The organism is Sporanaerobium hydrogeniformans (genome assembly GCF_002735925.1).
GTDB classification, from domain to species: Bacteria; Bacillota; Clostridia; order Lachnospirales; family Cellulosilyticaceae; genus Sporanaerobium; species Sporanaerobium hydrogeniformans.
This window is the reverse complement of sequence record NZ_PEDL01000015.1, coordinates 83,212-97,674: the sequence shown is the minus strand read 5'-3', so window position 1 is coordinate 97,674 and position 14,463 is coordinate 83,212. Positions and strand designations below refer to the sequence as shown.

Sequence of the window (14,463 nt, the reverse complement as noted above, 5' to 3'; positions counted from 1 at the left end):
TCCTGTAGAATATAGGCTCAGTCTCTTGGCAGCATAAAATAATTGCGTAGCAGTTAAAAACTACTACGCAAAAAAGTCTAACTTATTGGGGTCACATCAAATTTTAATCTAGCTACTTTTTATACTTCTTCTAGTCCTCAACTAAGCATTTTGTTTGTTTAAAGCTGCACCTACAAAATCTTTAAACAGTGGATGTGGTCTATTAGGTCTTGATAAAAATTCTGGATGGAATTGAACACCAACAAACCATGGGTGCTCTTCAATCTCTACAATTTCTACCAAGCGATTATCAGGTGAAGTTCCTGCAATTTTAAGACCCTTTGAAGTTAAAAGTTCTCTATATTGATTATTATACTCATAACGATGCCTATGTCTTTCTTGAATTAGGTCTTCCTTATAGGCACTGTAAGCATTACTTGCTTTTTCAAGTTTACAGGGGTATGCACCAAGACGCATAGTTCCCCCCATATCTTCTATATCTTTTTGATCTGGCATAATATCTATAACCGGATATTTGGTTGTTGGTAAAAGTTCTGAACTATGAGCTCCTTCAAGACCTGCTACATGTCTTGCAAATTCAATAACAGCACACTGCATACCTAAGCAAATGCCAAAATAGGGGATTTTGTTTTCTCTTGCATAACGTACAGCTTCAATTTTACCTTCTACCCCTCTATCGCCAAATCCGCCTGGTACTAAGATACCATCTGCACCTTTTAATATTTCATCTACATTTTCATGAGTTACTGTTTCTGCATTAATCCAGTCAATATCAATTTCTGACCCATGATAAATGCCTGCATGATGAAGAGATTCTACAATCGATAGGTAGGCATCATGAAGTTCTACATATTTACCTACAAGAGCAATTTTCGTTACCTTATTCCTATTTCTTTCTTTTTCAATCATGGCTTTCCATTCTGTTAGCTCTGGTTCTGGCGCATCAATATGTAACTTTCTACATACGATTTTTGCAAGACCTTCCTCTTCTAACATAAGAGGCACTTGATAAAGTGTTTCTGCATCTAAATTTTGTACAACACAGTCTTTATCTACATTACAGAATAATGCAATTTTATATTTCATGTCATCAGAAATTGGCTGTTCTGTACGACACACGATAATATCTGGTTGAATCCCTATTGAACGGAGTTCTTTAACAGAATGCTGAGTAGGCTTTGTTTTCATTTCCCCACCTTTACTCAAGTAAGGTATAAGGGTTACATGGATATAAAGTACATTTTCTTTACCTACCTCTGTTGAAACTTGTCTGATTGCTTCTAAAAAAGGTAAACTTTCGATATCCCCTACCGTACCACCTATTTCGGTAATAACGATATCTGAGGTCTCGCCTGTATTTCCTACACGGTAGACACAATCCTTAATCATATTAGTAATATGGGGAATCACTTGTACGGTTGCTCCTAAGTAATCCCCTTTACGTTCTTTATTTAAAACAGACCAGTAAATTTTACCTGTCGTTACATTACTGTATTTATTTAATTTTTCGTCAATGAATCTTTCATAATGTCCTAAGTCTAAGTCAGTCTCTGAGCCATCATGAGTAACGAATACTTCCCCATGTTGGTAAGGACTCATCGTACCTGGGTCAATATTAATATAAGGGTCAAACTTTTGAATTGTAACTTTTTTCCCTCTTGCTTTTAGCAGTCTTCCTAAACAAGCAGCTGTAATGCCTTTACCTAAGCCTGAAACAACTCCTCCTGTAACAAAAATATATTTTGTCGCCATTTTTTTCACCTCAACCAATTTGTTTTATCGTTTCTCATTATCAACCTTTTTATTTTATTATTAAAAGAACCTACTGTCAAGTAAAGACGTTGGATATCCTTTTTTAATAGGTTTTGTCTTTGAAAATCTTTTTATGCCTTATTCTTTCATCTAACAATAAGTGGCAGCTTTATACCTTTTCCAATAAATAAGGAACTGTTACAAATCCCATAGCAATGTCCTTTTAGCTTGCCTTGGTCTGTTTTGAAACAGTCCCTTTTATTGTTCATACTGTTTTATTTTTAGCAATTTTCCTTTATCACTTGTAGCACCTTGTCAATACTCTTTACTTTTGTAGCTTGTTCCATGGCTGTAATATAGTTTTTACGTTCACTGTAAAGTTTTTCAATTTCCTGAACAAGCTTACTAGATGTTAGTTCTTCTTCTTCAAGACAAGCTGCATATCCTTTCTTTTTCATAGAATACGCATTAAGAATTTGGTCACCCCTGCTGGCTTTTTGCGATAAAGGAATAAGTAAGCTTGGGATGTGAAGAGCTACAATCTCTGCAAGGCTATTAGCCCCTGCCCTAGAAAGCATTACATCTGCTAAGGCAAAAAGATGAGGAAGTTCTTTATCTACATACTCAAATTGCTTATACCCCTCTCGACCTTCAAGCTTTGTATCATAGTTTCCCCTACCGCAAATATGCACAATATTATAGTGAGGAAGTAACTCTCCAAGTGCTTCTCTAAGCACTTTATTTAGCTTTCTCGCGCCTAAACTGCCTCCCATCATAAGTAGGGTAGGCTTCGACTCTTTAAAGCCACAAAGCTTCCTTGCTTCCTCTTTATTTCCTTTAAAAAGTTCTTCTCGAATAGGTGAACCTGTATAAACCCCCTTTCTCCCCACATATTGAAGGGTTTCTTCAAAGTTTACACAAACCTTTTTGGCACCTTTTATGGCAATTTTATTAGCAAGGCCTGGAGTTATATCTGATTCGTGAATAACAACTGGTATACGAAGAGTATTTGCTGCTAGTACAACTGGAACTGTAACATATCCCCCTTTAGAAAAAACAATTTGTGGTTTGAGTCTTTTTAAAATCTTGTACGCATCCAAGTAACCTTTTATTACTTTGAAGGGATCTTTAAAATTTTCTAAAGAAATATAACGTCTAAGTTTCCCTGAAGCTATCCCATAGTAAGGGATATTTTCTTTAGTAATAAGCTGTTTTTCTATTCCTGTGTGACTCCCTACATAACGTATATCCCAACCTTCTTCTTTTAGCTTAGGTAACAAAGCAATATTGGGGGTTACATGGCCTGCTGTGCCGCCTCCTGTTAGTACAATAGTCTTCAAGTTGAACTCCTCCTTTTATTTCATAGAATCTATAACAGCTTTTGCCACCTTATCTGCAATCCCTTTATCAAATGGTTTTGGGAGTATGTTTTCTGGACTTAAGTCCCCTTCTTCTATCATACTGGCAATACCTTCTGCTGCTGCTAATTTCATATTTTCTGTAATTTGTGTAGCTCTAGCCATAAGTGCTCCTTTAAAAATTCCTGGAAAAACAAGGACATTATTCACTTGATTAGGAAAATCTGAACGTCCCGTTCCTACGACTAAAGCCCCTCCCTCTTTTGCAAGTTCTGGCATAATTTCTGGTGTAGGATTTGCCATGGCAAAAACAATTGCTTTTTCATTCATGCTTGCTATCATTTCTTTGGAAACAATATTCGGTGCGGATACACCAATAAAAATATCTGCTTGAAGAAGTGCGTCCTTTAAAGTTCCCTTAAGATGTTCTCTATTGGTCCTTTTGCTGATGTCTTTTTGTGCCCAATTCATCCACTCTTCTGATTCTTCTAGAATACCTAGTTTATCCACTACAATAACTTTTTCAAAACCATAGCTTAATAGAAGCTTTGTAATTGCTAACCCTGCTGATCCTGCCCCATTCACAACAACTTTCACATCCTGTTTTTGTTTACCGACTACCTTAAGCGCATTAATAATCCCTGCAAGTACAACAATAGCCGTACCATGTTGGTCATCATGAAATACTGGGATATTGAGCTCTTCTTTTAGCCTTGCTTCAATTTCAAAGCATCTGGGTGCTGCAATATCTTCAAGATTGATTCCACCAAAGGTCGGTGCAATTTGTTTAACAAATGTAATAATCTCTTCTGTATCTTTTGTATCAATACAAATAGGTATAGCATTAATCCCTGCAAATTCTCTAAATAATACTGCTTTTCCTTCCATAACAGGCATGGCTGCTTCTGGTCCAATATCTCCTAAACCAAGTACAGCTGTTCCGTCAGATATAACTGCTACAGTATTACCTTTCATGGTATATTTATATACATTTTCCCTATTGGCTGCTATTTCTTTACAAGGTTCTGCTACACCAGGTGTATAGGCAATGGATAAATCTTTGCTATTATCTACTTTAGCTTTTGCAACAACTTCTAATTTCCCTTGCCACTCTTCATGTTTACTCAGTGCTTCTTCCCTTAAGTTCATCCTTAATATCTCCTTTGTTTACCAAATTCTATTACACTAATAATACTCTTCCTAACGTTTTTAAGCAATAATCATTGCAGCATCTCCTCCAAATATTTCATCCTATTAAGCTATCTAACTCTTTTTATTTGTATCTATAAGTCCCTTGCAACTAAACATCTTTTATTTAATAGAACCTGTTTATTATCCTTCCATAAGGCAATACTATGACTAGTGTGTATACCCCTATCATTGATTTTGAGACGTAAATGTGTTAAAGTTAGGGCGTATATTTTGAGAAAGGGGCTTACATAATGTGTGGATTTTGTGGCTTTGTAGATACAAGTTTAGATAATAAAGATTTTATTTTAAATAGTATGATGGATCGTATTGCCCATCGTGGTCCAGATAGCTCTGGAAAATACAGCGATACTACCATCAGTATGGGTTTTAGACGCCTTAGTTTTTTAGATTTAGCAGCTGGTGCTCAGCCTCTTTATAATGAGGATGGTCGCTATGTTCTCACCTATAATGGCGAAATTTATAATTTCCAGTCCATTCGAGAAAAACTTATTGCGGCTGGTCATATTTTTAAGACTCACACGGACTCAGAAGTCCTTATTCATGGCTACGAAGAATATGGTACAAAGCTTCTCGATCATTTAAGAGGAATGTTTGCCTTTGTCCTATGGGATAAGGAAACTAAAACTTTATTTGGAGCAAGAGATTTTTTTGGCATCAAACCTTTTTATTATACTCTAACAGATAATAATAACTTTGTTTATGCTTCTGAAATCAAAGCTATTTTAGAACATCCTGCTGTAAAAAGAGAATTAAACGAAGAAGCTCTAGAAACTTATCTCACCTTCCAATACTCTGCTTTACCGGAAACCTTCTTTAAAGGTATATTCAAACTTCCTCCCGCTCATTACTTCCTTTTCAAAGAAGGTAAGCTTACCATCACGCGTTATTGGGAACCTACCTTTAATGAAACAGAAGAGTCTCTCGAACATTATGTTGATGCTATTGATGCCCAAATGAAAGAATCTATTGAAGCACACAAAATCAGTGATGTTGAAGTAGGGAGCTTTTTATCTAGTGGCGTAGACTCAAGTTATGTAGCAAGTTGCTTTAACGGAGACCATACCTTTACTGTAGGCTTTGCCAATGAGCAGTATAATGAGATTAGCTATGCTGAAGAACTTTCAAAAGAAATTAATATCCCCAATAATAATAAAATCATTACTCCTGAAGAATACTGGAGGGTGCTCCCTAAGGTACAGTATTATATGGACGAGCCTTTAGCTGACCCTGCTGCAGTTGCCTTATACTTTGTTTGCGAGTTAGCAAGTAAAACCGTTAAAGGAGTACTTTCAGGTGAAGGTGCTGATGAATTCTTTGGAGGATATAATATTTATAAAGAACCTTTGGATTCAGCAGCTTATCGTAAATTGCCTAAAGGGCTTCGTAAATTTTTAGCTCAAATAGCGCTTTCTCTTCCCTTTAGCTTTAAAGGTAAGAACTTCCTTGTTCGTGCAAGTAAAGATTTAGAAGAACGTTTCGTAGGTAATGCCTATATGTTCTCAGAAGAAGAGCGTAAAAGGCTCCTCAAAGTGCAAACCTCTGCACCTAATCCTTTTGACTTAGTTAAACCCATCTACGATAAGGTTAAACACAAAGAAGATGTTACTAAAATGCAGTATTTAGACATGCATATGTGGCTCTCTGGTGATATTCTTCTTAAAGCAGATAAAATGAGTATGGCAAACTCTCTAGAAGTACGTGTCCCCTTCCTTGATAAAAAGGTATTTGAAGTAGCTTCTCGCATTCCTGTGAAATACAAGGTAAATAAAGAAAACACTAAATATGCTATGAGATTAGCTGCCAAACGCAATTTACCACCTGCAGTAGCCAACAAGAAAAAACTGGGTTTTCCTGTCCCTATTCGAGTTTGGCTTAAGGAAGATAAATATTATAATGTTGTTAAATCTGCCTTTAACAGCCCCTGTGCAAATAAATACTTCCACACTGAGAGTCTTATTGCTCTCCTTGATGAGCATCGTGCAGATAAAGCAGATAATAGCCGTAAAATTTGGACAGTATTTATGTTTCTGGTATGGTATAGCGAATACTTCAATGATTTAAATAGTTTAAGCGCTTAATCTTCTTATACAAAAAACTCGGCTCCTATTAAAGAGTCGAGTTTTTTTATATATCCCTATTTCAATTCATTTTTTACAAAGAAAGTGGCTGTTTGCTGCCTATTATCCCATATTGCTTCAATACCAAACAAAGAGCTGACTTCAGCAATTGGGATATAAGTTCTACCTTCTCTTAACACAGGTGCTGTAAGCATGGTAGACTTAAGTTTACCGTTTACTTTAAGTTCCTTACTCCCAATAGCTACTTCTAGCATCTCCTCTCCTTTATGAAGGATAATTGTACCTTTTTCATATTGAATAGCTTCATCTGAAATAGATAAACTATTAGCCAAATAGCGAAGTGGGATCATGGTACGCCCATCAACTAAATAAGGGGCTCCTTCCATAATTATTTCTTCACCAGCTACCGTATATTTATTAACCCCTATTGTAAAGCAAATCTCTTTTTTATTTGAAGTTTCTTCTTTATCTGACCTCATTTCTTCTTTAATAGGCAACTCTTGCCTTTGAGAAATATCTCTCTGTCCAAAAGCTGCTATTGTTGGATCATACACAATAGAACCGTTGCTGTCTATAAACACACTTGCTTCTCCACCTGTTGTTTTGACATAAAGTGGGATTTTAAATACATCCCCCCTTTGAGCTACTGCTTGGTCTGACTGCAAATCCCCTGAACCATAAAGATTTACTTGTACCTCTTTATTACTATTTTTTTTATAATTTCCTATCATTTTACCTTTACTAGGACCCTGCTCACATGTAATAGGTGTAGAAGTAGTAGGTACTTGCCATTCACTATTCGTAATATGAATAAAAAATATGGCTCCTGAAGTAGGCACTTGATCTTCTAATTCTATTTTTAACCAATTTGGGTTTTCTAAAATTGTATCTTTAGCTGTTGTTACTACTGCATTAGTTAAAGTAATCGTTGCCTTTGCCCATGTACTTGTACTTAAAAATAAAACAAATAAGATAACACTTAGTATTTGTCTCTTCTTCATTCTTTGTCCCCCTAATTACTTATATTTTATCCCCTACTTATCATTTTTTCACATACTCCCTTTAGTTCATCCATTGTTATTTCACTATGAGCTGTCTTATTTAGCGTTACTCCATCTTCTTTATAACGAGGTACTATATGAATATGAAAATGTCCTACACTTTGTCCTGCAGCTTCTCCATTATTTTGTACAATATTTATACCTTCTGCTCCTACAGCCTCTTTAATCTGTATTGCTAGCTTCTTCACTAATGGATAAAGCTTTTGTGCTTCTTCTTCAGGCAAGTCAAAAATATCTTGCGCATGTTTCTTAGGTAATATTAAAGTATGCCCCAAGTTAGCTGGTGCCCTATCTAAAATCGCTTTAAAATATATATCTTCATAAATAGTAAATGAAGGAATCTCTCCTTTAATAATCTTACAAAATATGCAGTTTTCTTCCATTTTTATTCTCCTTTTCTTTTGTTTACTTCACATATAACTTGGTATATGTCCTCCTACCTTCTCTTTACATAGTGGTAAAAATCTGATCAATTTTAGGCAATATTGCAAAATTACCCTTCACTTTTAATTTACCTAACATAAAGGCTTTTTGGTAGGTCATACGTTTTTTCATTAAATCTATTAAGGTCTGCTCTGACATTGTCAAATCCACCGTAGGTGTGAAGTCACCTTCTTCCATATATTGGCAATCTCCATTTTGTATCAGAATAAAACCTTTTTCATTAGAATCTGTAATAGTATAACGAACCACTAAACTAAGGTCTTTATCATATTGAGCAATAAAATAATGGGGAATTTGATGAAGGTATCTAGAAAATGTATTTTGTTGCTGATAGAGATTAGGTCTCTTATATATACCTGTTTGTATAGCTCTAAACTCTTCCTTATCTTCTTTTTCGTCCCTGTTAACTTGCTGCTTTAGTAACGTAGTAATCTCCTTAATAGTCTGTTCTTTCGTTGATAGATTAACTGTGTTACTTTCTCTTTTCAAAATATCTGTTAAGCTTTTTATCTCTTGTTTATCTTCCTTAACAACCTGCTGTTCTTGCTCATTAACGATTTCTTGTATACTTTGTCCACCTTTTAAACTATTTAAGCCTTGTCCATTTTTTAAATACATGTAGAGAAGCCTTTCACTAGAAAGCATGCTTCCTCTTTCTTGCTTCATAGCACGATAAAAATCTTCTCCTACTCTTTCAATACGCTCCTTAATTTCTTCAAAAGCTACACCCTTATTCATACAGAATTTTGTACCTTCATTCCCCCCTAGTACATTCCACATCTTTAAAATACGTTCTGCTGCCTCTACTTCTCCTAACCACTCACTATAGGTTATTGCTAAAATAGGGGCATTAAAATAGCTAGAATCATATAATGTAGCATTATCAAAGAAGGTTTGCATTGCCCCATGCAGCGATAGCATAGGTACACTTGTTAGAGCTATTATCCCTCTGCTCTCTTTAATTTGCTCCATTAACTCATTGGTTTCTTTTGTACGCTCCCCATTAAAATAAGCTAGTTTTGTAAGATCGACCGTATTAACTCGAACCTCTAATTCCCTAAGTACCTTACTAATAATTGTGAGACCTTGATTTAAATGAGCAGAGCCTAGTTGAGCGAGTAATATTGTAACTTGCATGGTCTTATTTCCTTTCTTACCTTATTCTTGAACTATATAATCTTCCACTTGTCCACTAAAAAAACGTGGTTCACTTTTATAATTTTTAATAATTTCCTCCATCAATCCATTGTTAGTAGAGGTTGTGAAAGCTGAGTTCTTATAGTACTGTCTTAGAAGGGTATACCAATCCTCTGTACCAATGGTTTCCTCTACATCAGCTAACATTTGCATTGGCCTTAATACCTCATCTAAATTTTGTTCATCCTCATAGCTTTTACCTGTACTCTCTTCAAGTCTTTTTATATCGTAGCTTACACTACGCTTAATCCCCACTATACTTGTACTAGCTCTATAAGCTAAATATTTTTCTAACCCTTTATTAATCCATCCATTACTTTTTGGATTATTACATAAAATATACGGAATCCACTGCTTACCTATCTGTATGTAGCTTTCATCATAACTTGTTTGGAACTTACTTAAATCACAAATCATAAATGTGGGATAAGAAAATATAGTTTTAAGTTCTGGGATATCTACAATTGTAAATTCTTCGTAAGGATATGTTCCTAAGATATCATTATAGTATCCAAAGATATTTCCTACTTTTGATGCTAAATTTTCTAAAGAAACTGTTGTATATGAATAAATAATTAGCCTTTTATCTCCTGGCAAAAAAAACTCTTGCATAGCTAATGGGTCAGTCATACAAATACCAAAATCCCTTACTTTTTTAGCCATATACGTATAGCTTTGCCCATTATCTTTAGTCTGTGTTGCTATCAGACTTCCTGTTGCAAACACTGACTTACTTGATGTAACCGTCACAGTATAATCTGCTGGCTCTGCATAGGCAAATTGCTCCTGTCCACTAACTGGTAAGCTTATCCATCCTCTTTGTTCTTCAAAAGGTACAAGTTGTGGCAAAAAGCTTTTACTTAAAATAACATCTGATTGTTCTATAGGGTCTTTTGCTACTCTATAAATTGTGCCTTGCAAAGTCAGAACAATCTCTACTTCACTCTTATAGTTAAGCGCATCTTCTAAGTAAAGGGTTACATTTGTTCCTCTTTGAGTAAATTTTACTTCTTTACCTTCTACCATAGCCGTTACAATATTTACTTCATCTATACTACTATAGCCTAATTTATCACGTTCTTCCTTGGAGATTGCTGCATTACTCGGTATCTGTAATACAAGTGTCGTAGTGGGTGTTTGAAACTCATGAACATATTTAATAATTTCCGAGCCCTCAAAGCTTCTTAAATTTTGACTAAACTTAATTTGTGCTTCATAAGTATTATACGTACGTGGTAACTTCACATTTTCCACAACGGCTTCTATCTTTGTATCCGTCTCTATCTCTATAGGAGTCACTTGCTTTTTTATACTAACTCCTCTTATAGCTACTATCAAAATAATGATACTCATAATTACCCATATTATCTGCTGTACTTTTTTCACATTAACAACTCCTAGGCTCATTATACTTGACAGAATATTTATAGAAACATTATACCTAAATCTGTGCATAAAAGAAAGCATATCTTAAAAATATGCTTGAGCTTGATGAGGATAATAGGATTTGATTTCTTCGATTTCCCAATAAACATAAAATAACTTTCTTTTAATAATACCTTGTATAAAGTCACCTTGTTTAAAATATTTGTAGGTTGGATATTCAAGGAGAAGCTTATACTGTTTAGCCTGTCCCCTCTTAGTCAATATGATTTGCCCGCCCTCTTTACACTCTTGTACTTCAAAGATAGCTTGCTCATAAGTTGTAGCTAAGTCAGCTAAAGAATCTTTTTTCTTTTTATACCGATAATTGCTTAAATCAATTACTAAGGGCTGGATAGAGATAATAGGATCTTTCGTAGATTTAAGTAAGTTATTCCTCACTTTATAAAGACGAATATATTCCTCACCATAAAGATTCAGTATGGCTGGCTCATTTGCACTTGTATTTGTATCACTTTCTGGATTATCCTGCTCTACTTCTTGTTTGTACTCCTTAAAATAATTATAAATATCATTAATTGTAAATACTAACTGATAGGCTTGTGTCTCAGTTAAATATCTCTTGTTCCGTGGCACCCAATAAAGTAAAAATTTATCAATAAGAGCTCTATTCAACAAGGAGCTGTCATCATTTAGATTATTAGTCAGGATAAACTGACTAAAGATGTCTATCCCCATTTTTTGCAGAGTATATACATAAGGTGTCTTTTTTATAGTTGCTGTGTAATTAGCAAGGCAATCTAATATGTTCATTCTCTCCTCCATCTATAGAATCATCCATCTACTGTTTGCACTTATATTCTATACAAAAGAATAAGACTTTATACCTATATATGGAAATTATACTTGAGAACATCACTGCATAAAAAAAGCTCTATATAATATAGAGCATAAAGGGATTGATATGTTATTTTATAACACAATTTAAAATATAAGTTAGATTTTATCCACACCTATATCCACATTTATAATAGCATATTTGTTCATAACTGTCAATACGTTTAAGTCTTTATTTACATAGCTTTATCTACCTTTATAAAAATTTTATCCACAAATCCACAGCATAGTCCACACCCTTTATTAACAATGTTATCCCCAATTCTATTTATCACACTAGACTATTTAAAATGTAAAGCAAGGTAACACCTGGAACACCTAATAACCCTCCACATGCTATACTAACAGCATTAATTCCTATGGCATATTGAGGAACAATCTGATTAATGCAATAAATAACTAAGCAACCAACAATAGCTTGCGCAACTACCTTAATACACTTTTCTTCAAATAAAATGAAGCAAAGCACAATAAGACAAATTCCCATACACAATGCAATAAAAGGATGTATTCCATCCATCCTATCTCCCTCCTCGTACTCATTGATTTCGTAAGGCTTGTACTTAATCTATTAGTATGCAGCGAAGAGGCTGTTCATAACCTATTTATTCTTTATGACGGTAATATATTTTCTTTAATTTCTTAAGTAAGTAGCTATGCCTGATTTCATTTGCTTTATAATAGTAAGTATAGTAGTCTACAAGTTCGGGTTCAGTTACATCTGAAAATTGATTTAAAGTAACAGCCATTTCTTCTTGAAGTTTACAAATTTCATATATAAGAGCTTGTTTCTCATGTTCTTGTTTTGATAATTCTTGTCCTTTCATCCTAAAGCCTCCTTTTATAGGAGTATGCCCTAAACCTTTATTTCTTTATACACTCTTTTAAAAAAAGTGCTACAAGATTGAACTTGTAACACTTTTTCTATACCCTATAATGATTTTTTATAGACCTACTGCTGTAATAAAGATAAAATTTGTTGAGGACGCTGATTAGCTTGTGCCAACATAGAAATACCCGCTTGTGAAATAATATTATACTTGGTATACTCTGTCATTTCTTGTGCCATGTCTGCATCTTGAATACGTGAAAGAGCCGCTGTCATGTTTTCTTCACTCACACTTAAATTACTTGTTGTATGTTCTAAGCGGTTTTGATAGGCACCAAGGGTACTTCTTATTTTGGAGTTTGCTTCAATAGCTACATCTAATCTTACAATCGTTGCATCAGATTCTTTTTGATTTCCAAATAGAATCAGGTTTTCATTATATTTACTTCCTTCATTTGTACCAGGAATAAGCATTACTGCATCTTGTTTTCCATCTGAATTAGGTTTCATAATAATCCCATTAGCTGTTAAAGTGATAGGTCCTTTACCTGCTTTATAAACAAGCTTTTCACCTTTTTCTAGCGTCACACTACGTGGTGTACCATCTTCTTCAGCTTGAAGTTTAATTGTGCAGCCTGGGTCTAGCTTGATACTTACTACACTCCCTTCTGATAAAGTGATAGGAAGTTTAGAAGGATCTATTTCTTTGCCATCTACAACAATCATATTATTTGTAAGACCTGTTTCTCCTAATTGTTGGATAACGGGTGCTTTAGGTAGCTCCTCTATGTCTGCATCTATTGGTGCTCCTATTGGAGTTGTCCCATCTGTCGGATCTATCTCTTGCATTTCCCATTTATCATCTGTCCCATTATAAGAAGTTACTGTTTTTTTACTTAATGTTCCAGTAGGTTGTTCTTCTGTATAGGTAATTGTACCTAATGTACGATTAACTGTCGTTGTCATCACTTTCTCTGGTGTGGTGGATGTATCTGTTATTGTTGTAATATCTTCAAATTCACCACTTGCATTCTCTTTATTCACTTCATATTTAGTCGTAACTTCTCCTGTTACATCTGTGGTTGTGTACTCTTTCGCACCTGGAAGCTTATTAGATGTAACCCCTGAAATATTCACAAGAACATTGCTAAGACTCATACCATCTCCACCAATAGATAAGCATTGTTTCTCATTAGCACCTACTTGAAGAGTGATCTTATCTTGACTTCCATTTAATAAGCTCTTCTTATTAAATTCAGTACGCTGTTGAATGGCTGCAATTTCTTCTAAAAGTGAATTTACTTCATCCGATATGGTTTGCCTATCTTTATCATCATTGGTTCCATTAGCTGCTTGTAAGGTCAGTTCACGCGCCCTTTGAAGCATAGCGTGTACTTCATTACAAGCTCCCTCAGCTGTTTGAATCATAGAAATACCATCCATTACGTTGCGATTAGCCTGTTGAAGCCCCTTTACTTGGGCATTCATTTTTTGACTAATAGCCATACCAGCTGCATCATCACCCGCTGAGTTAATCCGAAGTCCTGAGGACAACCTCTCCATCACTTTACTCGCTGAATCATTTGCTTTATTTAAAGAGTTGAGTGTCCTTAGAGCAGGGATATTATAATTAATTTTCATAATCTTTTCTTCCTCCTTTAAAAATTAAGCCTTAAAACCACGATTACTATCTGTTAAGACGATTTCATCTAATTCTGTCCTACCATAAGTTATGCCTGCATAAACTGTTTCTGTATTTTGCATACTTACTTGTGTTTCTGTTTGATGCTTACATACTTCCTGATAGCCTTCGAGCAAACTACGTATAATGAAATAAGCTTCCTCTAGTTCTTTATCTGTTACTTTATAAGTAAGCAATAAGCCCTGTACATAAATATAAAGTCTTAAAATTTCCCCCGCTAACGCATATTCTAAGTTAAGCCCTTCGGCTAACACATGTAATGTTTCTATTGCCTTTTTCAAATATATTTCTCGTGTTTCTTGTTGCTCTATTGCCAATTTAATATTTTCTAAAAGGATTTCGTAGGTAATACACAGTAGTTCTCCTCTTGTTGCATTAGCTACTCTTGACACTGTTACCACTTGCTTCCCCCCTATCCACTTCCTCAAAATAACAAACAAATTGTTTAGCTATATGAAGTATATCGTCTTGTTTTTTTGATTTGTTTAATGCTTTCTCTTCTTTAATGCTATTTTGCCATACTTCATCTAATGTTTTCATCACTCTTCCC

The 14,463-nt window shown here is 34.8% G+C and carries 14 protein-coding genes; 1 reads left to right on the top strand and 13 read right to left on the bottom strand.

Annotated features, from left to right (window positions below; all coding sequences use genetic code 11):
• Window positions 1-141: 141 nt before the first annotated feature.
• From CS063_RS12940 to CS063_RS12930, 3 genes are all read right to left on the bottom strand, one after another.
• Window positions 142-1,752 (bottom strand): CTP synthase, encoded by a 1,611-nt coding sequence (locus tag CS063_RS12940; protein WP_099450127.1) that lies wholly within the window; start codon window positions 1,750-1,752, stop codon window positions 142-144.
• A 281-nt stretch (window positions 1,753-2,033) separates the two neighbouring features.
• Window positions 2,034-3,092, bottom strand: a complete 1,059-nt coding sequence (locus tag CS063_RS12935; protein ID WP_099450126.1) for an undecaprenyldiphospho-muramoylpentapeptide beta-N-acetylglucosaminyltransferase — start codon at window positions 3,090-3,092, stop codon at window positions 2,034-2,036.
• Between the two features lie 15 nt (window positions 3,093-3,107).
• A complete protein-coding gene (locus tag CS063_RS12930) occupies window positions 3,108-4,259 on the bottom strand; it encodes an NAD(P)-dependent malic enzyme (protein WP_099450125.1) in 1,152 nt (383 codons plus the stop codon).
• A gap of 293 nt (window positions 4,260-4,552) precedes the next feature.
• On the opposite strand from CS063_RS12930, the gene asnB reads away from it, so the two are divergent.
• Window positions 4,553-6,400, top strand: a complete 1,848-nt coding sequence (asnB, locus tag CS063_RS12925; RefSeq protein ID WP_099450124.1) for an asparagine synthase (glutamine-hydrolyzing) — start codon at window positions 4,553-4,555, stop codon at window positions 6,398-6,400.
• 56 nt (window positions 6,401-6,456) lie between these two features.
• Here the strand turns inward: asnB and CS063_RS12920 are convergent, their stop codons facing one another.
• The 10 genes from CS063_RS12920 to CS063_RS17680 all read right to left on the bottom strand — a co-directional run bounded on the left by CS063_RS12920 (window position 6,457) and on the right by CS063_RS17680 (window position 14,453).
• A complete protein-coding gene (locus CS063_RS12920) occupies window positions 6,457-7,401 on the bottom strand; it encodes a stalk domain-containing protein (RefSeq protein ID WP_099450123.1) in 945 nt (314 codons plus the stop codon).
• 26 nt (window positions 7,402-7,427) lie between these two features.
• Window positions 7,428-7,844, bottom strand: a complete 417-nt coding sequence (locus tag CS063_RS12915) for an HIT family protein (protein WP_099450122.1) — start codon at window positions 7,842-7,844, stop codon at window positions 7,428-7,430.
• 64 nt (window positions 7,845-7,908) lie between these two features.
• Window positions 7,909-9,042: an SCP2 sterol-binding domain-containing protein gene (locus CS063_RS12910; protein WP_099450121.1), complete on the bottom strand. Its 1,134-nt coding sequence runs from the start codon at window positions 9,040-9,042 to the stop codon at window positions 7,909-7,911.
• A 21-nt stretch (window positions 9,043-9,063) separates the two neighbouring features.
• Window positions 9,064-10,488: a gluzincin family metallopeptidase gene (locus tag CS063_RS12905; protein WP_099450120.1), complete on the bottom strand. Its 1,425-nt coding sequence runs from the start codon at window positions 10,486-10,488 to the stop codon at window positions 9,064-9,066.
• A gap of 84 nt (window positions 10,489-10,572) precedes the next feature.
• Window positions 10,573-11,298, bottom strand: coding sequence for a hypothetical protein (locus CS063_RS12900; protein WP_099450119.1), 726 nt, complete (start codon window positions 11,296-11,298; stop codon window positions 10,573-10,575).
• Between the two features lie 355 nt (window positions 11,299-11,653).
• Entirely contained in the window at window positions 11,654-11,902 is a 249-nt protein-coding gene (locus tag CS063_RS12895) for a pro-sigmaK processing inhibitor BofA family protein (RefSeq protein WP_308415505.1), read from the bottom strand.
• An 85-nt stretch (window positions 11,903-11,987) separates the two neighbouring features.
• Window positions 11,988-12,209 carry a DUF2508 family protein gene (locus tag CS063_RS12890; RefSeq protein WP_099450118.1) on the bottom strand — a complete coding sequence of 74 codons (222 nt, stop codon included), beginning with the start codon at window positions 12,207-12,209 and terminating at the stop codon, window positions 11,988-11,990.
• Between the two features lie 125 nt (window positions 12,210-12,334).
• Window positions 12,335-13,852, bottom strand: a complete 1,518-nt coding sequence (locus CS063_RS12885; RefSeq protein WP_099450117.1) for a flagellin N-terminal helical domain-containing protein — start codon at window positions 13,850-13,852, stop codon at window positions 12,335-12,337.
• A gap of 24 nt (window positions 13,853-13,876) precedes the next feature.
• Window positions 13,877-14,314: a flagellar protein FliS gene (locus CS063_RS12880; protein WP_180270791.1), complete on the bottom strand. Its 438-nt coding sequence runs from the start codon at window positions 14,312-14,314 to the stop codon at window positions 13,877-13,879.
• On the bottom strand, window positions 14,289-14,453 hold the full coding sequence (locus CS063_RS17680) for a hypothetical protein (RefSeq protein WP_180270790.1): 165 nt from the start codon (window positions 14,451-14,453) through the stop codon (window positions 14,289-14,291). The genes CS063_RS12880 and CS063_RS17680 overlap by 26 nt, the downstream gene beginning before the upstream one ends.
• Between the last annotated feature and the right edge of the window lie 10 nt (window positions 14,454-14,463).